This is a genomic window from Plantactinospora sp. CNZ320, from assembly GCF_002846275.1.
Genome location: NZ_PJMP01000001.1, coordinates 701,919 through 725,022, shown reverse-complemented (window position 1 = coordinate 725,022; position 23,104 = coordinate 701,919). Strand labels below are relative to the sequence as shown.

Below are 23,104 nucleotides of genomic sequence, written 5' to 3'. Positions count from 1 at the left end.
TCTGTCCACAGTGGGCAGAGCAGCACCGCGCTCCTTGCCCCGGCCGGTCCGGTGCGGCTACACTCCGATTATTGTAACGATCGACACAGAAACGGGGAAGCCGTGGAACCACTGTCCGGAAAGGTCGCGTTGGTGACCGGAGGAAGTCGCGGGATCGGTGCCGCGATCGCCCGTCACCTGGCTCGGGACGGCGCCGACGTGGCGTTGACGTACCAGCGGGCGGCGCAGCGGGCCGAGGCCGTCGTCCGGGACGTCACCGCCCTGGGGCGGCGCGGGTTGGCGCTGGCCGCCGACAGCGCCGACGCGGAGGCGGTGACCGCCGCCGTGCAGCGCACCGCGGCCGAGTTCGGCCGGCTCGACATCCTGGTCAACAACGCAGGCGTCTTCCCGTACGGGCCGGTCGAGGAGACCTCGGTGGAGGAGATCGACCACACTCTCGCGGTACACGTCCGGGGCGTGTACCTGGCGATCAGGGCGGCGGTGCCACACATGACCGACGGTGGACGGGTGATCAGCATCGGCAGCTGCTTCGCCGAGCGGGTGCCGTACCCCGGGGTCGCCCTCTACGCGATGAGCAAGAGCGCGCTGGTCGGCCTGACCCGGGGACTCGCCCGAGACCTCGGCGAGCGGGGCATCACGGTCAACGTGGTGCACCCCGGGTCGACCGACACCGAGATGAACCCGGCCGACGGTGAGAACGCGGCGACCGAACGCGGCTACATCGCCCTCGGCCGGTACGCGGACCCGACCGAGATCGCCGCCACCGTGAGCCACCTCGCCGGGCCGGGTGGCCGCTACATCAGCGGCACCTCGATAAGCGTCGACGGCGGTTTCGCGGCATGAGGGGGGCGGCATGGCCTGGCTACTGCTGATCGTCGCGGGTCTGCTGGAGGTCGTCTGGGCACTGGCGCTCAAGCAGACCCAGGGCTTCACCCGGCTCTGGCCCTCCGTGCTGGCCGGCTCCACCGCGCTACTGAGCTTCATACTGCTCTCGCTGGCGCTGCGCAGCCTGCCGGTCGGCACCGCGTACGCGATCTGGGTGGGTGTCGGCGCGGTCGGGGTGACCCTGGCCGGTATCGTCGCCCTCGGCGAGAGTCTCAGCCCGGCCCGACTGGCCTTCGTGGCCCTGATCGCGATCGGCATCGTCGGGCTGAAGGCATCCGGACCCTGACGCCCGGCCCGGCGGGCGGTGGCGGAGAGGTGGTGGTCGGTGACCAGGCGGGGCCGACCACGCGGGTTCGACCGCACCGAGGCGCTGGAACGGGCCATGGAGGTGTTCTGGCAGCACGGCTACGAGGGCGCCTCGATGACCGACCTGACCGCCGCGATGGGCATCAACTCACCCAGCCTGTACGCGGCGTTCGGCGGCAAGGAGGCACTGTTCCGGGAGGCCGTGACCCGGTACGACGAGGTGGCGGGGCAGGTACCGCGACAGGCGTTGCGGGACCTGCCCACCGCCCGGGAGGCGATCGCGGCGCTGCTGCGGCACTACGCGGACAGCTACGTCGCCCCGGGCCGCCCGACCGGTTGCATGGTGGTCCTGGCGGCGACCACGATCAGCGCCGGTAACGACGCGGTGCGGGCCTTCCTCGCCGAGTTCCGGCAGGCCGACATCGCCACCCTCCGGGCGCGACTCGACCGGGGGGTGCGGGACGGCGACGTACCGCCGGCCGCCGACACCGGCGCGGCGGCCGAGTTCTTCTACGCGGTCTCGCTCGGCATGGCCCTGCGGGCACGGGACGGCGCGACCCAGGAGACCCTGCTCGCCATCGCCGAGGCGGCGGTCGCCGCCTGGGACGAGGTCCTGGCCCCGACGGCACCGACTCCCCGGCGGCAATGAGCTCAGGCGGCTCGGTGGGGATTGGATCTTGACGTTGCCGGTGGAAGGGAGTTAGCTCAGGAAAGCGGTTACCGTCACGCTGTCGAAAGGGCGCCGTCGCTTCCATGACCTCCGCGGAGAACACCACCGGCCGGATCACCGTCACCCACGAACACGGCCGCCAGATCGTCGTCGACGCGGGTGGCGTGGAGATCGCGACCTATGTGTACGACCCTCCGGTGCCGGCCTTCGAGGGCCCCAAGCCGTACCTGCACCCCTTGCGTACGCTCGACGGAGCGCTCGTCTCGGCGTACCGGCCGAACGACCACCGGTGGCACAAGGGCCTCCAGATGACGATCTCGCACCTGTCCGGACAGAACTTCTGGGGCGGCAACTCGTACGTGCACGGCGAGGGTTACCGCGCCCGGGACAACGTGGGCCGGATGCGGCACGACGCCTTCGACCTCGTCGACGTCACCCCGACCGAGCTGACCCTGCGGGAGTCGCTGACCTGGATCACCTCGACCCACGAACACTGGGTCGCCGAGCAGCGGGAACTGCGGATCCACGGCGTGGATGCCGGACGTGGCAGCTGGATGCTCGACTTCCGCACCGAACTGCGCAACATCCGGGGAGCGGAGTTGCGGGTCGGCAGCCCGACCACGCACGGCCGGCCGAACGCCGGCTACACGGGATTCTTCTGGCGGGGACCGCGCGGCTGGACCGGTGGCGAGATCCTCACCGCCGACGGTGCGGGCGGGCCGGAGAGCATGGGCCGGCGGTCACCCTGGCTGGCGTACACCGCAGAGCACGACGAGGTCGACGGTGGCGGCACCGTACTCGTCTTTGCCGGCACCTCCAGCGCGGCCGTACCGATCAGGTGGTTCGTCCGCAACACCCCGTTCCCGGCCGTCAACCCCTCCCCCGCCTTCGACGAGGAGGTGGTGCTCGCGCCCGACGACAGCCTCCGGCTCGCCCACCGGGTGGTCTTCGCCGACCGGGCCTGGGATCGGGCCGAGATCGAGGCGTTCGTCGCGGAACACGCGCCGTGACCGGCGAGGACAGCGCGCCGCCGCCGTTTCCCGGCGCCGTCGGCATCACCAACCTGCGGGTCTATCCCTGGCAGACCGACGACGGCCTGCACGGCGGCACCCCGCACGTGCACCTGTGCTGCACCGAGTGCTACGTGGTGGTCGGCGGCCGGGGGCGGCTACAGACCCTGACCCGGCGCGGCTTCGAGGAATCCCCGCTGGTCCCGGGCGACGTGCTCTGGTTCACCCCGGGCACCATCCACCGGGCGGTCAACGACGACGGAGCCCTCCAGGTCGTCGTGATCATGCAGAACAGCGGGCTGCCGGAGGCCGGCGACGCCGTACTCACGCTGCCGCCGGACCGGCTCGCCGACCCGGAGACGTACCGGCGGGCGGTCTCGCTGACCGGGCCGGACGGCTCCGGGCCGCCCACCGCCGAACGGGCCCGCGCCCGCCGCGACCTCGCAATCGGGGGGTTCGCCGAACTCCGTCGCCGGTGCGCGGCCGGGGACACCGCCGCGCTCGACGACTTCTACTCGGCCGCCGCCGCCCTGGTGCGCCCGCAGCTGCCCGCCTGGCGGGAACGCTGGGAGCAGGGGCCGGCGGCGGCGAGCCGGCAGACCGGAGAACAGCTCGACGCGCTGCGGCGCGGCGACCACAGCCACCTCGCCGACGCCACGGTCAGCCGGATCGTCCAGCCCGAGCAGACCACGCTGGGGATGTGCGGCTTCCTCTCCCCGTACGACCCGCTCCGGGCCCGGCGCGACTGAACAGCGCTGGCAGCACCTCGCATCACCACGCTAAGGAGCACCCCTGTGGAACCCATCCGCGCCGCCGTGGTCGGGACCGGAAACATCGCCCGCCTGCACGCCGAGGCGCTGCGGCAGCTCGGCGACGAGGTACGTCTCGTCGGCGCCGTCGACACCGACGCCGGCCGGCTGTCGGCGTTCTGCGACCAATACGACGTACCGGCCCGGCATCCCGACCTGGCCAGCCTGCTGGAGAAGGAACGACCGGAGCTGGTGCACCTCTGCACCCCGCCCGGCGTACACCACGAGCTGGCCCTGGCCTGCCTGCGGGTCGGTGCCAACGTGCTGGTGGAGAAGCCACCGACGCTCAACCTCGGCGAGCTGGACGAGCTGGCCGAGGCGGAGCAGCGACACGGGACGGCGCTGGCCACCGTCTTCCAGCACCGGTTCGGCACCGGCGCGCTGCGGCTGCGCGCCCTGCTCGACGCCGGAGTGCTGGGCCGGCCGCTGGTAGCGGTCTGCCACACCACCTGGTTCCGCCCGCAGTCCTACTTCGACGTGGCATGGCGGGGGCGCTGGGACACCGAGGGTGGCGGGCCGACGATGGGGCACGGCATCCACCAGATGGATCTGCTCTGCGCGATCCTCGGCGACTGGACCGAGGTCTCCGCCCTGGCCCGGCAGCAGGCCCGGCGATCCGAGACCGAGGATCTGAGCATGGCCCACGTCAGCTTCGCCAACGGGGCGGTGGCGAGCGTGGTGAACAGCCTGCTGTCGATCCGCGAGGAGAGCTACCTGCGGTTCGACTTCGAGCGGGCCACGGTCGAGCTGACCCACCTGTACGGGTACGGCGACGACGACTGGCGGATCACCCCGGCACCGGAGTACGCCGAGGAGGTGCTCGCCGCCTGGCGGACCGGTGCGGCCGGGGTACGCAGCAGCCACCGGGCACAGTTCGCGCAGGTGCTCCGGTGCCTGCGCGCCGGTACCCCTCCCCCGGTCACCTCCGCGGAGACCCGGCGGACGATGCGACTGGTCGCCGGGGTGTACGCGTCGGCGTTCACCCGCAGACCGGTACGCCCGGACGAGCTGGACGAGAACTCGCCGTTCTACCGGCGGATGCAGGGGGACGGTCCGCGATGGTGAACGGTGGTCCACTGGTGCCCGCGCCGGCAACGCCTCCGGCGCCCGTACCCGTTCCGTCGGCCCGTCCGCCGCTGCCCGCCGGGGCCGGTCCGGAGCACGGCGCGGCGGCCGGCCCGGCCGGGAACGGGCTGACCGTCAACCACGATGTCGGCCGGTCGGTGCGGGTCGGCTGGCGCGGCGCGGAGCTGTTCGACTACGTCTACCGCCCGCAGGAGCCCCGGGAGGAGGCGCCGCGCCCCTACCTCCACCCGCTGCGCACCCTCGCCGGCAACATCGTCAGCCTGTACCGGCCGCACGACCACCTCTGGCACAAGGGACTCTGCTTCGGCGTCTCCAACTTCGGCCCGGACAACTTCTGGGGCGGGTCGACCTATCTGCGCGGCCAGGGATACCGCAGGCTGGACAACATCGGGGTGGTCGAACACGTCGACTTCCCGGCGCTGCGCCGCGACCCGGACGCCGTCCGGCTGGTCGAGCGGCTGCGCTGGGTGGCCCGGGACGGCCGCCGGGTCGTCTCCGAACGGCGCCGGCTGGCGGTGGCGGTCTGGGCCAACCAGAGCGCGTGGCGACTGCGGTTCGAGACCGTACTGCGCAACGACGGCGACACGGTGATCCCGATCGGCAGCCCGACCACCCAGGGGCGGGAGAACGCCGGCTACGGCGGCCTGCTCTGGCAGGGGCCGCGTTCGTTCCGGGGCGGCCGGGTGGTGAGCCCGGCCGGGGTCGGCGCCGACGAACTGATGGGCTGGCGGGGTCCGTGGCTCGGCTTCGCCGGCCGGCACGACGGCATGGGGCCGGCCGAGACCCTCGCCTCGACGCTCGTCTTCCGGGACGACCCGACGAATCCCGGCGCGCCGACCCGGTGGTTCGTCCGCACCGAACCGTACGGCTGCCTCGGCCCGGCCCCGTTCTTCGACCGGGAGTACCCCTTCGCGCCCGGCACGGAACTGCGGCTCCGCTACGACGTCGTGGTCGCCGACGGCGAGCGCGACCCGGCCGGCTGTGCCCGGCTGGCCGACCGGGCCGGCGCGACAGAGCTGCTGACCGATCCGGACGGGGAGCTCTGATCCGGCCGGGACCGGTGATCCCCGACCGTTGTCAACGACATCCAGGACGTCAGCTCCCCGACATCCGGGACGTCAGCTCCTCGACATCCGGGACGCGGAAATCGCGTTCATCCGGTTGTTCCGCTCGGCCCGCCGACCCGGTTGACTGGGACCCGGCCGGGCCGGGCCAGCAGACGGAACGGCATGAAACAGGCGGCGACCAGGGCAGGGAGGCGGCAAGTTGCGGGTCATCGGGGTGGGTTTCGGGCGTACCGGCACCAGGTCGACGAAGGAGGCGCTGGAACTGCTCGGCTTCGGCCCATGCCACCACATGGCGGAGTTGTTCGAGCACCCGGAGACGATCGGTGACTGGCTGCGGGCCGCCCGGGGCGAGTCGGTGGACTGGTCACGGCTGCTCGCCGGCTACCAGTGCACAGTGGACTGGCCGAGCGTGTACTTCTGGCGGGAGCTGATCGACGCCTATCCCGAGGCGAAGGTGCTGCTGACCGTACGCGACCCGGAGAGCTGGTACGAAAGCGTCCGCAGCACCATCTACCAGGGCCGGAGCATCGACGTCGAGTCGGCGCCGCCAGGGCTGCGGCAGGCGTTCGAGACCCACCCGGAGTTGCTGGACCAGCCGAGGCTGACCGAGGCACTGATCTGGCAGGGTACCTTCGGCGGCCGGTTCGAGGACCGGGAACACGCCCTGAAGGTCTACGCGGACCACCTCGCGGAGGTGCGCGCCACCGTACCCGCCGACCGGCTCGGCGAGTTCGACGTGGCACAGGGCTGGGCGCCGCTCTGCGAGTTTCTCGGCGTCGACGTACCGGCCGAACCCTTTCCGCTGCTGAACACGACGGCCTCGTTCCGGGAGCGGCTCGCGGATCCGGCCGGGCTGCGCAGCGAGCCCTGACCGGTCGGCCGACCGGGCGCCGGAGCGCGGCGAGCCCTGCGCCGTCAGCCGATTGGGCGCCGGGGCTCGGCGATCCCTGAACCGTCAGCCGACCGGGTGGCGGGGCTCGGCGAGCAACTCGTCGACCTCGGCGCTGGTCGGCATCGCGGTCGAGCGGGCGAGCCGGGACGCGGCGAGCGCACCGGCCGCGTTGGCGAACCGGACGGTCCGGTCGAGCGGCCATCCGGCGAGCAGCCCGTGGCAGAGCGCCCCGCCGAAGGCCGCCCCGGTGCCGAGGCCGTTTCGCACCTCGATCGGCACCGGTGGCACCTCCACGATCTCGTCGGCGGTCCGGGCGAGCACTCCGGCCGGCCCCCGTCTCACCACCGCCAGCCGTACGCCCCTGGCGAGCAGCGCCTCGGCCGCCGCGTACGCCTCCCGCTCCCCCACGGCGGTGGCGCACTCGTCGAGGTTGCCGACGGCGACGGTGGCGTACCGCAGCGCCGACTCGAACGCCGCCCGGGCCTCCGCCGGTGAGGACCAGAAGCCCGGCCGGTAGTCCAGGTCGAAGACGGTGTTCGCGGCACGACCCCGGGCGCCGAGCGCGGCGAAGTGGGCGTCCCGGCTCGGCAGCTCGCAGAGCCCGGTGCCGGTGAACCAGAAGACGCCGGCCGCGCGGATCGCGGGCAGGTCCAGCTCCTCCGGACGGATCTCCAGGTCCGGCGCCTTCGGGTAGCGGTAGTAGTAGATCGGGAAGTCGTCGGGCGGAAAGATCTCGCAGAAGCTGACCGGGGTCGGCAGCCCGACGACCGGGCTCACCCAGCGGTCGTCCACCCCGACGTCGCGCAGCACGCGGTGCACGTACTCGCCGAACGGGTCCGCGCCGGTCCGGGTCACCAGGGCGACCCGCCGGCCGTGCCGGGCCGCCGCCACCGCGACGTTCGCGGCGCTGCCGCCGAGGAATTTTCCGAACGTCTCGACGTCGGGCAGCCGGGTGCCGGTCTGGAGTGGATAGATGTCCACCCCCACCCGCCCCATGCTGACCACCTCGAACGAGGTCACCGAATCATGTAACCCCGGTGCGTACCGCACGGTCAATATCCCGGCGGCGGCCGGGCGCGCCGCTCCGCCCGACGGGCCGTGCCCCGCCGGGCGGAGCACGGCCCGTCCCGGAGTCAGCGGTCCATCAGCACGAAGACGCCCCAGCCGAGGTACTCCCGCTGGTACCTGACGTGCTGGACCGGCGCCGAGTCGAGTTCGGCACGCAGTTGCGCGTGCAACTCGTCGTCGGGGTTCTCGTCGAGCCACCGCCGGAGGTTGAGCCACTGCGCCGCGACGTAGCGGTCCCAGCTGTCCTGGTCGGCGAGGACCATCTCCACCACGTCGGCACCGAGCGCGCCGAACCGTTCGACGGTCTCCGGCAGTGGCAGGAAGTCGTCCCGACTGGTCGCGTGGCACGCCTCGACACAGGCCTGGTCGACCGGCTCACGTCGCCAGTACGGCTCGCCGATCAGCATCATCCCGCCGGGGCGGAGGCTGCGCCGCAGCAGCGCTACGGTGCCGGGGACCCCGCCGCCGATCCAGGTGGCGCCGACGCAGGCGGCGACGTCGACCGGGGTGTCGGCAACGTACCCGGAGGCGTCGCCGTGCACGAACTCGACCCGGTCGGCGACGCCAAGTTCGACGGCCCGGGCCTCGGCCCGGCCGAGGAACACGGTGCTGATGTCCACCCCGGTGCCGACGACGCCGTGGTCGCGGGCCCAGGCGCAGAGCAACTCGCCCGAGCCGCAGGCGAGGTCGAGCAGTCGGGTGCCGGGCGGCAGCCGCAGCGCCTCGCCGAGGGTGGCCAGCTTGCGGCTGTCGAACGGGTTGTGGATACGGTGGCTGCTCTCCCGGATGGTGAAGCTACGTGGTAGGTCCACTTCTGATGTTCCTAACGTGTGAGGAGGTCATGGGGGTTGGCGCGGTCGTCCCCGGGTTGTCGGTCGGGGCGGGCTGGACCCTCATGAAATGCACCTCTTCACACGTCGGTTTCACACGTCGGTTTCACACGTCCGTGTCCGCACGGACGTGGCCGACGCTAGGCCGGCCGCAGCAGTCCGTCCAGCCGTTTTCGGCTCCCGTTCCGCCGTTTTCGGCTCACTTGGCGAAGATCTGGGACTCGTCCCGGAACGCCTTGAACTCCAGCGCGTTGCCGGCCGGGTCGCGGAAGAACATCGTCCACTGTTCACCCGGCTCGCCCGCGAACCGCAGGTACGGCTCGATCACGAACTCGGCTCCGCCGGCCCGGATCCGGTCGGCGAGGGCGTGGAACTCGTCGATCGGGAGGATGAGCCCGAAGTGCGGCACGGGTACGTCGTGCCCGTCCACCGGGTTGCGTCCGGCGTCCGCCTGCCGGGCCGCCGGTACGACGTGGGTCACCACCTGGTGGCCGTAGAAGTCCCAGTCGACCCACGCCTCCGCCGACCGCCCCTCGGCGAGGCCGAGCACCCCGCCGTAGAAGGCGCGGGCCCGCGCCAGGTCGTCGACCGGGATCGCCAGGTGGAAACCGGGACGGGTGGCCACGGTCATCGTCTGCTCCTCTCCGCCGGGGTGCGCCCCGGCCTCTCCTTTCATCCAAGCATGATCTTGACTGCACGCCCGCCACGCCCGGTCAGTCCCGCAGCTTGTGACGGGACGTGCCCGGTCAGTTCCACAGCTTGTGGCGGGACGCGCCCGGTCAGTTCCACAGCTTGTGGCGGGAGACGCCCGGACGCCGTCGTGGCGGATCCGGCACGATCCGGAACCGGACCGGCTTTCCCGGGGCGGCTTGGGCGACCTGCGGAAGGTCGTCCGGATGCAGCACACCGATCACCGGGTAGCCGCCCATTGTCGGATGGTCGGCCAGGAAGATCACCGGCGAGCCGGCCGCCGGTACCTGCACCGCGCCGAGCACCACCCCCTCGCTGCGCAGCTCCCCGCCGATCCGCCGGGGTAGCGCCGGCCCCTCCAGGCGTACGCCTATCCGGTTGCTGAGGGTCGAGACCCGGTAGCACTCGCTGCCCAGCAGGCGTACCGCCTCGTCGGTGAACCAGTCGGCGCGGGGGCCGAGCAGCACCCGCAGGGTCACCTCCTCGGCCAGGATGCCGGTCGGGGCGACGTCGACCGGGGCGGGTGGCCCGAGCGGCTCGCCCAGCGGCAGCCGGTCCCCGGTGCGCAGCGGTGCGGGGCCGAGTCCGGAGAGCAGGTCGGTCGAGCGGCTGCCGAGGACCGGCGGTACCGCGATCCCGCCGGCGAAGGCGAGATAGCTGCGCAGCCCGCGCCGGGCCGCGCACACCTCGACCCGGGCTCCGGCCGGCACCGGGACCGGGGCCGCCCAGCTCGCCGGCCGGCCGTCCACTGTGACCGGTGCCCAGGCTCCGGTCACCGCGACGGTGCCGGCCCGACCGAACCGCACCGAGACGCCGGTGACCGTCGTCTCGATCGTCGCGGCGCCGGGTGGGTTGCCGACCAGCCGGTTCGCCAGCAGGTGCGCCGGCAGGTCGAGGGCGCCGGAGCGGGGCACCCCGAGGTGCGCGTGCCCGGGCCGGCCGAGGTCCTGCACGGTGCTGAGCGCGCCGGCCCGGACCACCTCGACGAATCGTCCGCCGGTCATCCCGACGACTCGCCACGCCGGGTCCGCAGGTCCGGGCGGCCGGCCCGCCCGCCGACCGCGTCGACGTCCCGGAAGCGGACCCGGGCGCCCGGGGTGAGCAGGGCGACCGGCTCCCGGTCCGGGTCGAACAGGACAACGTCGGTGCTGCCGAGCAGTTGCCAGCCGCCGGGCGAGTCCCGGGGATAGATCCCGGCGTAGCCGCCGGCCAGCGCGACCGAGCCGGCCGGCACCCGGGTCCGGGGTACCGAGCGCCGGGGCAGGTGGTAGCGCTCCGGCAGGCCGGTCAGGTAGCCGAAGCCGGGGGCGAAGCCGCAGAACGCGACCCGATATTCGGGGGCGCTGTGGATCCGCCCCACCTCCTGCTCGGCGACCCCCCAGTGCCGGGCGACCTCGGCCAGGTCGGCGCCGTCGTACCGGACCGGTATCTCGACGAGCGGACCGTCCGGCGGGCGGGCCTCGGTCGGCCGCCAACCGGCGAGCCGTCCGGCCAGCTCCGCCGGATCGTCCAGCCCGTCGACGAGCACCGTGAGTTCACCGGGTACGACGTCCTGCACGCCGGCCAGTTCGCCCCGGTCCCGCCACCGGTGCAACTGTGCGACAAGCGCGGCGGTCTGCGCCGGCTCGGCCACCTCGACCAGCAGCGCGTGCAGCCCCACCGGAATGATCCGCACCGTCGCATCCGTCCCGTCGTACCGGCTCACAGCCCGAGGTACGAGCGGCGTACCTCGTCGGAGGCGGCCAGTTCGTCGGCCGGGCCGGCCATCACCACCTCGCCGGTCTGCAACACGTACGCCCGGTCGGCCAGTTCCAGCGCGGCCCGCAGGTTCTGCTCCACCAGCAGCATCGTGGTGCCGGTACGGCGGATCTCGGCGAGCACCTCGAAGATCATCTTGGTGAACTTCGGTGAGATGCCGAGCGAGGGCTCGTCCAGCATCAGCAGTTTCGGCCGGCTCATCAGCGCCCGGCCGAGCGCCACCATCTGCTGCTCGCCGCCGGAGAGCGTGCCGGCGCGCTGCCCGGACCGCTCGGCGAGGACCGGGAAGAGTTCGTAGACCCGGGTCAGTTCGGCCTCCCGCTCCTCGGCGCTGCGATGGTAGCCACCGAGCAGCAGGTTCTGCAGCACCGTCTGGTGGCCGAAGAGCCGCCGCCCCTCCGGCACCAGCACCGCACCCCGGCGCGCGATCCGGTACGCCGGCAGCCCGCTGACGTCCTCGTCGAGGAAGGTCACGCTGCCGCGTACCGGCCGGTGCAGTCCGGAGACCGCCGCCAGCAGGGTGCTCTTGCCGGCCCCGTTGGCGCCGACGAGTGCCACCAGTTCGCCCGCCTCGACCCGCAGGTCGACACCGCGGAGCGCGACGACCCCGGCATAGTCCACGTGCAGATCCCGTACGGTGAGCATCTACAACGCCTTCCCCAGGTACGCCTCGACCACCGTCGGGTCGTGCGCCACCTGCTCCGGCGTACCCTCGCTGATCTTCTGCCCGTAGTGCAGCACCACCACCCGGTGGCAGAGCGGCATAATGACCTCCATTACGTGTTCCACCATCAGGATGGTGACGCCGCCCCGGTTGATGCCGCGGACGATCTCGACCGCCTCACGCGCCTCGGTCGGGGTCAGCCCGGAGAGCACCTCGTCGAGCAGGAGCAGCTTCGGCTCGGTGGCCAGCGCCCGCCCCATCTCCAGGCGCTTCTTCCAGGCGGCGGTGAGCGACGCGGCCGGCGCGTCGAGCACCGGGCCGAGCCCGGTCAGCTCGGCGACCTCGCCGGCCCGGCGCCGGGCGTCGCGCAGCCGGGGATGCCGGGCGAAGGCCGCCGTGGTGAGGTTGTCCAGCACGCTCATCGAGCCGAAGACCCGCATCAGCTGGAAGGTCCGCCCCACCCCGGCCCGGGCCGCGCGGTGCGGCGGCCAGCCGGTGACGTCCCGGCCGTCGAACTCCAGCCGGCCGGAGGTGGGCCGCTGCGCGCCGGCCACCATCGAGAAGAGCGTGCTCTTGCCGGCGCCGTTCGGCCCGATCAGCCCGACGATCGCTCCCTGCGCCACTTCGAAGCTGATGTCGCGGTTGGCCCAGAGGCCGCCGAACCGGCAGGAGAGATTGTCGATCCTCAGCAGCGTCGCCGAGCCGTTCGGGAAGCCCGGCGGCGTCCCGGTCCTGGCCTCCTCGCGCGCGGTCATGCCTTCACCTCAGCAGATCCGGCCGGTTCCGAACCGGCTTTCCCGACAGGCTTGCGGGACAGCCGCCGGGCGACCGGCGCCCAGAGCCGCTGCCCGATGGCGAGCAGGCCGCCCGGCTCGGTGATCGAGACCAGCACGATCAGCGCGCCGTAGAGCAGCAGGTCGATCGAGCGACCGCTGCCGGAGAACTCCTGCCGGGTGACGTCCTGGACGAAGACCAGCACCCAGGCACCGAGCAGCGGCCCCCAGAACCGGCCGACCCCGCCGAGTACCGCCATCAGGGTGAACGACACCGACAGGTCCAGGCCGAGGCCGGAGGGCGGGTCGACGAAGAGCACGTACATCACGTAGTAACCGCCGGCCAGCGCGGTGATCGCACCGGAGAGCGCCGCGGCGGCCAGCTTGTAGCGGTGTACGTCGATCCCGACCGCCGCCGCGGCCTCCTGGTCGTCCCGGATGGCGCGTACGTAGTTGCCGGCCCGCCCGCGCAGGAAGAGCCAGACCGCCAGCGCGGCGAGGCAGAAGAAGCCGAGCGCCACGTAGTAGTACGGCCGCTTGTCCAGCAACGAGAACTGGAGGTTGGCCAGCGACTGCTCGACGACCGGCAGTTCCCAGCCGTTCGCCTGGCCGAGCCCCGGCACGTTGGTGACCAGGATGAAGACGATCTCGGCGACCGCGATGGTGGCGATCGAGTAGTAGTGGTGCCGCAGCCGGAAGCACGGCCAGCCGACAGCGGCGGCGAGCAGCGCGGCCAGCGGCAGCGACAGCCCGATCGCCAGCCACGGTGACCAGCCCTGCCGGACCAGCAGCGCGGTGGTGTAGGCGCCGGTGCCGAAGTAGAGCGCGTGCCCGAAGGAGATCTGCCCGGTGTAGCCGCCGAGCAGGTTCCAGCCGGTGGCCGCGATCCCGAAGGTCAGCGCCAGGATGCCGATGTTGTGTGCCGCCGAGTCCGCGAAGACCAGCGGGTAGCCGGCCAGTACCGCCAGGATCAGCGCGGCGGTGGCCCAGGACGGCAGTCGACGGGCCGGCTGGGTACCGGGCCGGGTCGGCGTCGGCCGGCGCAGTACGGTGAGGGCGCTCATCGTCCCCCCTCGATCGGATCGGTCATCGGGTCCCCAGCAGTCCCTGCGGTCGTACCAGCACGACCACCAGATAGAGGGCGAGCGCGGCGGCGAGGGTGTAGCTCGGGGCGTACAGCCCGACGATGCCCTGGGCGACGCCGACCAGCAGGCCGGCCAGGGCCGCCCCGGTGATGCTGCCGAAGCCGCCGAACGCGACCACCACGAAGGCCATCAGGACGAAGCTCACCCCGGCGGTCGGCGAGGCGGAGTAGGAGTTCATCAGCAGCGCTCCGGCGACACCTGTGGCCAGTCCGGCGATCACCCAGCAGAGCGCGTACATCCTGCGGGGGTCGATGCCCATCAGCGAGGCCGCCGCCGGGTCCTCCCCGGCGGCCCGTACGGCGCCGCCGAGCCGGGTCCGGTTCATGAAGTACGCGACCGCGCCGGTGGCGAGCAGCGCGCCGACGGCCATGATGACCTGCGGCCCGCCGATCACCACCGGGCCGATCTCCCAACGCAGCCCGGCGGCCCAGGGCCGGGGTACGGTCCGGGTGTTCGGGGTCCAGAGGAACTGGGCCAGCCCGCGCAGGAAGACCTGTAGTCCGAAGGTGACGATCACCTGGGCGAGTGGTGACCTGCCGAGCACCCGGCCGACCGCGCCGAAGTACATCAGCGCGCCGGTGAGCGCGATCGACACCCCGGCGAGCGGGATGGAGAGCAGCGGGTCGAGGCCGAGCAGCGACCAGGCGAAGAACGACGTGTACATGCCGAGCATGACCATCTCGCCGTGGGCAAAGTTGATCACGTCCATCACGCCGTAGATCAGGGTCAGCCCGACCGCCACCAGCGCGAAGACCGCGCCGATCAGCAGCCCGTTGACCACCGACTGGAGCAGGTCGGTCATGGTGCCGACCCCCTCGGCCGCCCGCCGGTCCGCCGGCTCACCGCTGGGCCTGGTTCATCGGCCAGATCGGCTGGACCGAGGAGAGGTCGGCCGGGAAGACCACCCGGTACTTCCCCTCGATCATCTGCTCGACCACCCCGGCGGCACCGGTGTTCTGTCCCTTGTCGTCGAACCTGATCCCGGTCCACGGCATGATCGTCTGCTCGCCGGGGACGTCCAGCCCGCGCAGCGCGTCCCGGATCTTCGCCGGCTCGACCGACTTCGCGGTGTCGATCGCCTGGGCCAGGGTCAGCACCGCGGTGAAGGCCCGCGCCGAGTTCTCGGTCATCGGGGCGCCGTACCGCTGCTGGAAGAGGTCCGCCACGGTCTTGGCCGCCGGCCGCTTCGCGGCGATCTCGCCGGACCAGGCGGCCCGGGTGGAGGCGCCGTCGGCCAGCGGGCCGAGCCCGGTGGCGAAGGCCGGGTCGGCGAAGCCGGTGCCGTAGGCGAGCAGCGCCGGCGGGTAGTAGTCCAACTGGTCCAGCGTCTTCATCAGCTTGATCGCCGCGTCGGTGTAGGCGAGCACGAAGAGCACGTCCGGGTTCCTGCCGCGCACCTGCGCCACCTGGGAGCCGAGGTCGGCCGCGGTCGGGTCGAAGCCGACGTTGACGCTGACCGGCAGGCCGGCCTCGGCGGCGACCTTCTCGGTCACCCCGGCACCGTCGTTGCCGAACTGGTCGTTGCTGTGGAAGATGCCGACCGAGCGGACCTGGGCGCCGGCCGCCTGCCGGGCCTTGAGGTAGTCGAACATCGAGCGGGCGAAGGTCTCGTCGGTCGGCCCGGTCCGGAAGAACCACTTCAGGCCCCGCTCGGTGAGCGCCACCGACGAGGAAGCCTCGTTGACGAAGGGTACGCCGAGCCGCTCGGCCCGCTGGCTGGCGGTGAGCGTCACCCCGGACTGGTACGAGCCGATCACCGCGGCGACCTTCTCGCCGGTGACCAGCCGGTCGACCTCGCCGGCACCGACCTCGGGCTTGCCCTGGGTGTCACCGGTGATCAGCTTCACCGGTGCGCCGCCCAGCCCGGGCAGCCCCTTGCCGGGCCCGAGCGGCAGGTCCAGCCCGGGATGGTCGTTGTTGACGATGTCCACGGCGAGTTCGGCACCGTGCAGCACGTCGGTGCCCTGGGTGGCGTTGGGGCCGCTGAGCGGCCAGAGCCCGGCGAGTTTGACCTCGTCGGTGGCGCCGGCGCCGTCGGATCCGCCACAGCCGGCGAGCGCGGCGGCGAGGACGAGCGCGGCCGCGCCGCTGGTGATCCTGCGCATGGTCAGGCCTTTCTGGAGACGATGGCGAAGGCCCGGCGCCGTCCCGATCGGGGCGCAACGGGGTCTTCGGGAGGCAGGTGCGCGGCCGGGCCCGGGGGTTGCCGGCCCCCCGGGCCCGGCCGACGACTCAGGAGACGGCCGCGCCCGCGGCCTTCACCAGGGCGACGGTCTGCTCGATGGTCTGCGCCCGGTCGGACGCGAACGGCGGGTCGATGATGTCCAGCGGGTTCTGCGGGTAGACGAGCGAGGAGATGTGCAGGTGTCCGCCGGGGACGTCGGTCGCGCCGAGGGCGAGCCGGAGCCGGTTCGACCGGTACATGCTCTCGTTGGAGAGGTAGTTCCCGCCGCCGCCGGCCTGGGCCTGCGCGTCCGGCGAGGGGCCGTTGTCGTGGCAGGAGACCTTGGTCGGATCCGGCCGGGTGTTACCGGTCCACTCGCAGATCCGCGGGTTGAGCGCCGTCGGCCAGGGCGTGGTGCCGGCGTCGATCATCTGCTGGTACGGCAGGGTCGTCTCGATGAACTCCGGGTTGGTGGCCGGCTGCGGCCAGTTGCTCACCTGCGGGACGAGTTCCGGGGTGCCCTCGTTGTTGTTGTCCGGGCTGCCGCCGCGCCAAGCGCCGGCCCACTGCTCGATGGCCATCCGGGCCCGGCCGCCCTGGCTGATCGTCATGATCAGATCGGCGCGTTCCCGGCTGTTCCGGGTCAGGTGCGGGCCGAAGGCGTCCTCGACGTAACCGAGGTCGAAACCGCTCCAGGTCACCGGCAGCGAGACCGCCTGGATCTGCACCAGCCGGTCACCGACCCGGTACTCCTGCCCGTCCAGTTGCAGCGCCGAGGCGCCGGACGGGTTGGATCGGCGGATCTCCCCGTTGAGCTGGTACGGGTCGAAGCCGCTGACCAGCACCCGGGTCACCGAACGGCTGGTGGAGAAGTCGGTCGACGAGATGCCCCGGGAGGCGTACTCGAAGGTCTTCAGCAGATCCGCCCGGGCGCTGTCGGTGAGCCGGAACCTGGGTGTCCACTGTCGAAGGTCACGGGTGCCGGTCAGCCGCGACCAGTAGAGCGGGCGGTCGTCGTACCGCTCGATGCTGCCCATCCAGCGCTTGCCCTGGGCCCGCTCGACGGCGGTACGCCACAGTTCGGCGCCCCGCGACCGGAGCAGCCTGTCGGCCTCCTTGACCGACCGCAGCGCGCACAGTTCGGCGGTGAACCGGGTGACGAACGGGGTGAAGCCGCCAACCTCGATCAGGGTGTTCGGCACCTGCACCCCGCCCGGCTGGGCCGGGGTGTCGATCCGGGTCTCCTCGTAGGTCGTCGGGCGGTCACGGTCGTAGCACTCCCCCGCCGGGCCGGACTGCCCGGCCGGCTGTGCCACGGCGGTGCCCGGCATCAGCAGCAGGGCGGCGCCGATACCGGTGGCGGCGAGCAGCTTGAGCCGGCCACGTACACTCTCGGTCAACTTCTGCACATCCAAGGTGATCTTCGACCTTTCCTCGATAGCGTGCCGCTTCCGCGTCTTCTGGCCAACGGGAGGGCGGAGTCGGCACATCACTGGGGGTTGAAGGGCGGCCGCCCGCGGCATCGGGCGGCAGCCGTCCGGTGCGGGAGCCGGTGGTCGTCGGCCGGGTGGCAGCCCGGCCGACGGTCACCGGTCCAGCGGTGTTGCCGGCGGTGCTCGGCGGATCAGACGAACGAGGCGAGACTGACGCCCGCCTCCTGCAGGGCGGTGCGCACCTGGCGGGCCAGTTGCACCGCCCCCGGGGTGTCGCTGTGTACGCAGATCGACCGGGCGCGTACCGACACCGGGGCGCCGTCGACGGCGGCCACCTGCCCGGTGGTGGCCATCTTCACGCAGCGCCGGGCGACCGCGTCCGGATCGGTGACCAGCGCACCGGGGCTGCCGCGTTTCGCCAGGCTGCCGTCGGACCGGTAACCCCGGTCGGCGAACGCCTCCCGGACGGTCTTGAGTCCCACCTCGGCGGCCTGGCGCAGCAGTTGTGAGCCGGGCAGGCCGAGGATCGGCAGACTCGGGTCGTACGCGGAGACGGCGGTGACGACCGCCGCCGCCTGCGCCTGGTCGGTGACGGTGCGGTTGTAGAGCGCACCGTGCGGTTTGACGTAGCGGACCCGACCACCCTCGCTGCGGGCGATCCCGTCCAGCGCGGCGAGCTGGTAGAGCACGTCGTCGGAGAGCCGGTCGGGTTCCATGTCGATGGCGCGGCGACCGAAGCCGGCGAGGTCGCGGTAGCCGACGTGGGCGCCGATGGAGACGTCCCGGCTGATCGCCTCGGCGCAGACCCGCCGCATGATCGTCGGATCGCCGCCGTGGAAGCCGCAGGCGACGTTCGCACTTGTCACGACGGAGAGCAGTGCCATGTCGTCGCCCAGCTCCCAGACGCCGAAGCCCTCACCGAGGTCACTGTTGAGATCGAAGATGACCGACATCGCACCTCCTGGAGGACGTGGGGTACGCCGTGGGTTCAGGTTGGCAGACTGTTGAACAATCCGTCAATGGTCATGTTGACTTGTAACCTCGTCGAAGCATGGACCTTCTCTCGATTGTGGGCCCGACGGTATGAAGGACAATGACCGCGTGACGTGGCTGGCGAAGCTGCAGGACGACCGTTCGTTGATCACCCGGGCGAGCACCGCGCAGCGGGTGGCGGAGATTCTGCGCGCGCGGATCACCGAAGGAGCCCTGCTACCGGGCACCCGGCTCTCCGAGGAGATGATCGGAGCGGCGCTCGGGGTCTCCCGCAACACCCTGCGGGAGTCGTTCCGGCTGCTGATGCACGAGCGGCTCGTCGTGCACGAACTCAACCGGGGGGTCTTCGTCCGGGTGCTGGACGTGCAGGACGTGGTGGACATCTACCGGGTCCGCCGGGTGCTGGAGTGCGCCGCCGTCAGCAACGCCCGCAACAGCCCGGCCGGGGCGACGGACGCGATCGAGGCCGCGCTGGTCGAGGGCGAGCAGGCGGCGGCAGAGCAGCGGTGGTCCGACGTCGGCACCGCCAACATGCAGTTCCACCAGGCGATCGCCGGCCTGGCCGGCAGCCCCCGGATCGAGGAGATCATGCGGCAAACGCTGGCCGAGATCCGACTCGCCTTCCACGTGATGGCCGCGCCGCAGACCTTCCACCAGCCCTATCTGGACCGGCACCGGGAGCTGCTGGAGCTGATCCGCGGCGGCGAGGTGGAACGGGCGCACACGGTACTCGACGACTACCTGCGCACCGCCGAGCGGCAACTCGTCGACGCGTACGTCGACGGGGTGCCGGAGAGCGTGGCCGCACGCCGCTGACGGAAGACGGATTCCCGACCGGCGCTCAGATGGCGTGCAGTGCGTACACCCCGGCGTCGGTGCCGACTCCGGCCGCGCCACCCAGGGCGGCCCAGGCGCTGCCGTTCCAGGCCGCGACGTGGTTCACGGTCGTTCCGCCGGCCCGGGTGAAGAAGCCACCGGCGACGAGTCGGCCGTCGTGCACGGCCAGCGCGAGCACGATGTCGTCGGTACCCGCGCCCAACGCGGACCACCGGGACCCGTCCCACCGGGCGACGTAGTTCGCCGCGGCCCCGCCCGCCTGGGTGAACGTGCCACCGACGACCAGTTCCGTGCCGAAGACGGACAGCGCCCGCCCCTCGGCGTCGAGCCCGGCGCCGAGGGCGGCCCAGGCACTGCCGGTCCACTCGGCCACGTAGCTGGCGGCGGTGCCGCCGGCCTGGGTGAAGCCGCCGGTGGCCACCAGTGCGCCGTCGTGCACGGCCAGCGCCAGCACGTCCCCGTTGAAGCCGGTGCCGAGGGTCGACCACACGCTGCCGCTCCACCGGGCGATCCCGTTCGCCGCCGCGCCACCGGCCTGGCTGAATCCACCGCCGACGATCAGCGCGCCGTCGTGCACGGCCAGGTCCCAGACCGAGGGTACGTCCACACCGGTGCCGCCGGGCCCGGCCAGCGCCCGCCATTCGGCGCCGTCCCACCGGGCGATGTGGTTGACGGTGATCCCGCCGGCCCGGAGGAACTGCCCGCCGACGATCAGCTCACCGTCGAAGACCGTGAGCGCGTCGACGAAGTCGAGCGAGTTGGTAAGCACGCCGGTACCGGACGAGCCGGTCAACGGGCCCCAGGCGGTGCCGTCCCAGCGGGCGATGCCGTTCACCCGTACCCCACCGGCGGTGAGGAAACTGCCGCCGGCGATCAGGTCGCCCTCGTAGACGGCAAGTGCGGTGACCGAACCGTCCGGTCCGGCGCCTGATCCCCCGCCTGGGCGGGACCAGGCGGAGCCGTTCCAGGTGGCGAGGTGGTCGACGGCGGTGCCACCGGCCCGGGTGAAGGTGCCTCCGGCGTACAGGCCGGGAGCGGCGGTCGCCCGGGTGTCGCCGGTCGACCAGCCGAACCCGGAGGAGTGCCGGAGCGCGTCGAGGTCCCGGGTCGACGCGTGCAGCAGGGTTCCGGCGCTGTCCCGGACCCGCAACCGCAGGGCGCCGACGGCCTCGGCGGGCAGCGGCAGCGCGACCAGGTTCGCCCCGGTGTCGAGCGGGCGGTCGGCCACGAGTGGGGTGTCCCGCCCGGCGCCGTGCAGGGAGACGCTCAACGCCACCGCCGGACGGCCCGGCCAGCGTACGGCGAGCTGCGGGGTCTCGACCTCTGGGACGGCGGGCAGCAGGGTCGCGTACAGCGTGTCAGCGGAACTGGCTGGCGCCGACCGTCCGGCGGCGGAGGCCGACTGGTGCGGCGCGACGCTCCAGGCGCAGACGGCCGCCAGTGCGAACACGGAGAGTCTCCGCCGTAGGGTGGACGTGCCGAGTGCGGACATGAGCGCTCCCTCCGCCAGACCCGCGCAAACCGGTCGGATCCTGTCAGGAAAAATACACCAGCATCAATGTCTCGGCAATTCGACGACCGTTCGGCGACCCCGGGATCAGGCCCGTCGGGTGGGACGGTCCAGCAGGCAGAATCCGTTCCCCTCCGGATCGGCGAGTACGACGAACGGTTCCGTTCCCCGCTGCCCCACGTCGAGCCGACGCGCACCGAGAGTAATCAACCGGCTTCACTTCCTCGGCCACCCCAGCCGGAGGGTTCCGCGGCGGCTCAGCCGCGGCGCAGTGTCAGCAGGGTGATCTCGCTCGGTGCGAAGATCCGCAGCGGCGGCCCCCAGAAGCCGGTGCCGCGGCTGGTGTAGAGCCGGGTCCGGTCGCCGTGCCGGGTCAGCCCCTGCACGGTCGGCTGGTCGAGCCGGACCAGGAAGTTGAACGGCCAGATCTGCCCGCCGTGGGTGTGCCCGGACAGTTGCAGGTCGACACCGTGCGCCACCGCCGCCCCGACCTGCTTCGGCTGGTGGGCGAGGAGCACCACCGGCAGGTCCGGGTCGGCGCCGGCCAGCGCGGCGGCGTGGTCGGGTCGGTGCCCGGGACGTCCCGACGATCCGGCGGTCGCGTCGTCGACCCCGGCCACCACCAACCGGGAGCCGTTCCGCTCGACGACGACGTGCCGGTTGTGCAGCGGCTCCCACCCGAGGTCCCGCATGTGGTCGAGCCAGCCCTGCGCCTCGCCGAAGTACTCGTGGTTGCCTGTCACGTACGTCCGGGCGAGCCGGGCGCGCACCTCGCCGAGCGGCGCGGCCTGGGCCCGGCGTTGTGCGACGCTGCCGTCGGCGATGTCACCGGTGTGGCAGACGATGTCCGGATCGAGTTCGTTGACCGCCGCCACGACCCGGGCCGACCAACCGGCCCGGTCGATCGGACCGTAGTGGGTGTCGGTCAGCAGGACGATCCGCAGACCGTCCAGCCCCGGGCCGAGTCGACCGATCGGCACCTCGACGCGGCGGATCCGGGGCAACCGCATCGCCTCGACGTACCCCCAGGCGAGCAGCACCACCGAGACCGCCGCGACCGCACCGGCGGTGATCCGGGACCGGGTGGGGTCGGCGACGCCGCCGACCGCGAGCCCGGCCCGCAGCAGGTTGCCGAGCACCGCCCAGACGAAGAGCACCCAGACCACGCCGAGCAGGGTGTCACCGGTCCGGGCCGCCCAGTCCCGCCCACGGCCGTGCCCGAGGAACATCAGCACCGGCAACCCGGCGAGGGCCACCGCGAAGAGCACCGTGCCGGCGGCGAAGACTCCGCCGGGCCAGTGCGCACCGGCGGCGACAAGCGTCCACCAGGGCACACCGAACAGCAGCCCCAGCACGGTGGTCAGGGTCAGGCCGAACAGCAGGGGTCGCAGCAACCGACGGGCCGGCGCCACCGGCACCGCGGGTGTCGCTTCGCTGGCTGACACAGCGGGAACTCCTCAACTCGCTCGGCCCGGCCGGTGCACCGGGCGCCGACGGCGCGGCCGGTCCGTGCAGCATGACACGGGCGTCGCCGCCTCGACCACGTTGCTGAGCGCCGGCACAGCGAAGGGGCCGCACGCCCGACCTAGACTCGGTACCGGCGACATCCACGCAGGCCGGCGGGGGCGGGACGAGGAGGGCGATCGATGCCGAGCGGGTACGAGTCCCGGGTCGAACGCCAGATCCGCGAGGCCCAGGAGCGCGGCGAGTTCGACAACCTCCCCGGGGCCGGCAAGCCGCTGCCGGGACACGGCGGCACGTACGACGAGAACTGGTGGATCCGGGACTGGGTACGCCGGGAGAACCTCACCGACATCGGGCCGGCCTCGCTGATGATCCGCAAGGAGGCCGAGGAGCTGCCTCGGCGGCTGGCCCGGGAGTCCTCGGAGTCGACGGTCCGGGCCGTCGTGACCGCGCTCAACGAACGGATCGTGCTGGCCCGGCGGGGCCTGGTCGACGGGCCACCGGTGGTGCTGCCGACCTTCGACGTCGAACAGGTCGTCGAGACCTGGCGCCAGCGGCGGGGGCGGTAGCGGCGCCCGGCCTGCTCGGCACTCCGTCCACCTCGTAGCCCTCGCGGACGATTCGACGAACCATTCGACACCACTTCCGGGTCGAGTACGCGACGCCGGCGCGGCACATTAGCCAGCCGAACGGTCGTCTTGTCATCGCCGCCGTACCGGCAAACACATAGCGTCGACCGTCGCTGAGTAGGGGTATGACGTCTGCGCGCTCTACGTGCCCGTCGGAGGAGGCGACCATCCGGGTCGACCTAAACCGGTTCACAGGCTGCGCTGCGGCGCACACCGGACCAGTCTCCCGGGGTTCCGCCGCTGGTCATCGGGTACACATCCGACGTTCTGCCTGAACCGGTTTACCGACTTAACAGTTCAGTTGCCGCAAGGGGTTGTGACGTCGTTGACACCGCTGTAACCCGCGTGTACCTTCCCTGCAAGTCGCGACGCCTATCCCACCCTCCGAGGCGCGCCACTACGCATCGCCAATGTCAATGTG

At 72.3% G+C, this 23,104-nt stretch carries 25 protein-coding genes; 10 read left to right on the top strand and 15 right to left on the bottom strand.

The genetic code is table 11. The features are described from left to right. Positions 1-102 precede the first annotated feature (102 nt). From CLT71_RS02995 to CLT71_RS02960, 8 genes are all read left to right on the top strand, one after another. On the top strand, positions 103-843 hold the full coding sequence (locus CLT71_RS02995) for an SDR family oxidoreductase (protein ID WP_101365740.1): 741 nt from the start codon (positions 103-105) through the stop codon (positions 841-843). Between the two features lie 10 nt (positions 844-853). Further along, positions 854-1,171: a DMT family transporter gene (locus CLT71_RS02990; protein ID WP_101365739.1), complete on the top strand. Its 318-nt coding sequence runs from the start codon at positions 854-856 to the stop codon at positions 1,169-1,171. Positions 1,172-1,210: 39 nt separating this feature from the next. Next, the gene (locus CLT71_RS02985; RefSeq protein ID WP_101371092.1) at positions 1,211-1,840 is read left to right on the top strand and encodes a TetR/AcrR family transcriptional regulator; all 630 of its coding nucleotides are present in this window, start codon (positions 1,211-1,213) and stop codon (positions 1,838-1,840) included. A gap of 104 nt (positions 1,841-1,944) precedes the next feature. After that, the gene (locus CLT71_RS02980) at positions 1,945-2,871 is read left to right on the top strand and encodes a DUF6807 domain-containing protein (protein WP_101365738.1); all 927 of its coding nucleotides are present in this window, start codon (positions 1,945-1,947) and stop codon (positions 2,869-2,871) included. Continuing rightward, complete coding sequence (locus tag CLT71_RS02975; RefSeq protein WP_101365737.1) at positions 2,868-3,620, top strand: cupin domain-containing protein; 753 nt, start codon at positions 2,868-2,870, stop codon at positions 3,618-3,620. Before CLT71_RS02980 ends, CLT71_RS02975 begins: the two co-directional genes overlap by 4 nt. Positions 3,621-3,665: 45 nt before the next feature. After that, entirely contained in the window at positions 3,666-4,745 is a 1,080-nt protein-coding gene (locus tag CLT71_RS02970; RefSeq protein WP_199187490.1) for a Gfo/Idh/MocA family protein, read from the top strand. A gap of 14 nt (positions 4,746-4,759) precedes the next feature. Continuing rightward, complete coding sequence (locus CLT71_RS02965; RefSeq protein ID WP_199187489.1) at positions 4,760-5,812, top strand: DUF6807 domain-containing protein; 1,053 nt, start codon at positions 4,760-4,762, stop codon at positions 5,810-5,812. 220 nt (positions 5,813-6,032) lie between these two features. Further along, positions 6,033-6,704: a sulfotransferase gene (locus CLT71_RS02960; RefSeq protein WP_101365734.1), complete on the top strand. Its 672-nt coding sequence runs from the start codon at positions 6,033-6,035 to the stop codon at positions 6,702-6,704. Positions 6,705-6,788: 84 nt separating this feature from the next. Here CLT71_RS02960 and iolC read toward each other — a convergent pair whose 3' ends face one another. The 12 genes from iolC to CLT71_RS02900 form a co-directional block, all read right to left on the bottom strand. Next, positions 6,789-7,745, bottom strand: coding sequence for a 5-dehydro-2-deoxygluconokinase (gene iolC / locus CLT71_RS02955; RefSeq protein ID WP_486483012.1), 957 nt, complete (start codon positions 7,743-7,745; stop codon positions 6,789-6,791). 113 nt (positions 7,746-7,858) lie between these two features. Then, a complete protein-coding gene (locus CLT71_RS02950; RefSeq protein ID WP_101365733.1) occupies positions 7,859-8,605 on the bottom strand; it encodes a methyltransferase domain-containing protein in 747 nt (248 codons plus the stop codon). A gap of 217 nt (positions 8,606-8,822) precedes the next feature. Next, on the bottom strand, positions 8,823-9,299 hold the full coding sequence (locus CLT71_RS02945; RefSeq protein ID WP_486483011.1) for a VOC family protein: 477 nt from the start codon (positions 9,297-9,299) through the stop codon (positions 8,823-8,825). 103 nt (positions 9,300-9,402) lie between these two features. Continuing rightward, positions 9,403-10,317 (bottom strand): 5-oxoprolinase subunit C family protein, encoded by a 915-nt coding sequence (locus tag CLT71_RS02940; RefSeq protein WP_101365731.1) that lies wholly within the window; start codon positions 10,315-10,317, stop codon positions 9,403-9,405. Beyond that, entirely contained in the window at positions 10,314-10,988 is a 675-nt protein-coding gene (gene pxpB / locus CLT71_RS02935) for a 5-oxoprolinase subunit PxpB (RefSeq protein WP_101371090.1), read from the bottom strand. The genes CLT71_RS02940 and pxpB overlap by 4 nt, the downstream gene beginning before the upstream one ends. Positions 10,989-11,014: 26 nt before the next feature. Next, positions 11,015-11,716, bottom strand: coding sequence for an ABC transporter ATP-binding protein (locus CLT71_RS02930; RefSeq protein WP_101365730.1), 702 nt, complete (start codon positions 11,714-11,716; stop codon positions 11,015-11,017). After that, on the bottom strand, positions 11,717-12,490 hold the full coding sequence (locus tag CLT71_RS02925; protein WP_199187847.1) for an ABC transporter ATP-binding protein: 774 nt from the start codon (positions 12,488-12,490) through the stop codon (positions 11,717-11,719). Then, entirely contained in the window at positions 12,487-13,572 is a 1,086-nt protein-coding gene (locus tag CLT71_RS02920; protein ID WP_101365729.1) for a branched-chain amino acid ABC transporter permease, read from the bottom strand. Before CLT71_RS02920 ends, CLT71_RS02925 begins: the two co-directional genes overlap by 4 nt. 22 nt (positions 13,573-13,594) lie before the next feature. Next, entirely contained in the window at positions 13,595-14,455 is an 861-nt protein-coding gene (locus CLT71_RS02915; protein ID WP_101365728.1) for a branched-chain amino acid ABC transporter permease, read from the bottom strand. A 37-nt stretch (positions 14,456-14,492) separates the two neighbouring features. Next, positions 14,493-15,758 (bottom strand): ABC transporter substrate-binding protein, encoded by a 1,266-nt coding sequence (locus tag CLT71_RS02910; protein ID WP_101365727.1) that lies wholly within the window; start codon positions 15,756-15,758, stop codon positions 14,493-14,495. Positions 15,759-15,885: 127 nt separating this feature from the next. After that, positions 15,886-17,217 carry a hypothetical protein gene (locus CLT71_RS02905; protein ID WP_143743348.1) on the bottom strand — a complete coding sequence of 444 codons (1,332 nt, stop codon included), beginning with the start codon at positions 17,215-17,217 and terminating at the stop codon, positions 15,886-15,888. A gap of 224 nt (positions 17,218-17,441) precedes the next feature. Then, complete coding sequence (locus CLT71_RS02900) at positions 17,442-18,203, bottom strand: 5-oxoprolinase subunit PxpA (protein ID WP_101365725.1); 762 nt, start codon at positions 18,201-18,203, stop codon at positions 17,442-17,444. A gap of 148 nt (positions 18,204-18,351) precedes the next feature. Here CLT71_RS02900 and CLT71_RS02895 point away from each other — a divergent pair, with 148 nt between their 5' ends. After that, complete coding sequence (locus CLT71_RS02895) at positions 18,352-19,059, top strand: GntR family transcriptional regulator (RefSeq protein ID WP_486483010.1); 708 nt, start codon at positions 18,352-18,354, stop codon at positions 19,057-19,059. Positions 19,060-19,084: 25 nt separating this feature from the next. Here the strand turns inward: CLT71_RS02895 and CLT71_RS02890 are convergent, their stop codons facing one another. The 3 genes from CLT71_RS02890 to CLT71_RS02885 all read right to left on the bottom strand — a co-directional run bounded on the left by CLT71_RS02890 (position 19,085) and on the right by CLT71_RS02885 (position 22,035). Beyond that, a complete protein-coding gene (locus CLT71_RS02890) occupies positions 19,085-20,530 on the bottom strand; it encodes a hypothetical protein (RefSeq protein ID WP_143743347.1) in 1,446 nt (481 codons plus the stop codon). Positions 20,531-20,677: 147 nt separating this feature from the next. Then, positions 20,678-20,800: a VOC family protein gene (locus CLT71_RS36325; RefSeq protein ID WP_158242163.1), complete on the bottom strand. Its 123-nt coding sequence runs from the start codon at positions 20,798-20,800 to the stop codon at positions 20,678-20,680. Positions 20,801-20,847: 47 nt separating this feature from the next. Next, on the bottom strand, positions 20,848-22,035 hold the full coding sequence (locus CLT71_RS02885) for a metallophosphoesterase (RefSeq protein ID WP_199187488.1): 1,188 nt from the start codon (positions 22,033-22,035) through the stop codon (positions 20,848-20,850). Positions 22,036-22,236: 201 nt separating this feature from the next. Here CLT71_RS02885 and CLT71_RS02880 point away from each other — a divergent pair, with 201 nt between their 5' ends. After that, a complete protein-coding gene (locus CLT71_RS02880; RefSeq protein ID WP_101365722.1) occupies positions 22,237-22,623 on the top strand; it encodes a DnaJ family domain-containing protein in 387 nt (128 codons plus the stop codon). The last annotated feature ends 481 nt before the right edge of the window (positions 22,624-23,104 follow it).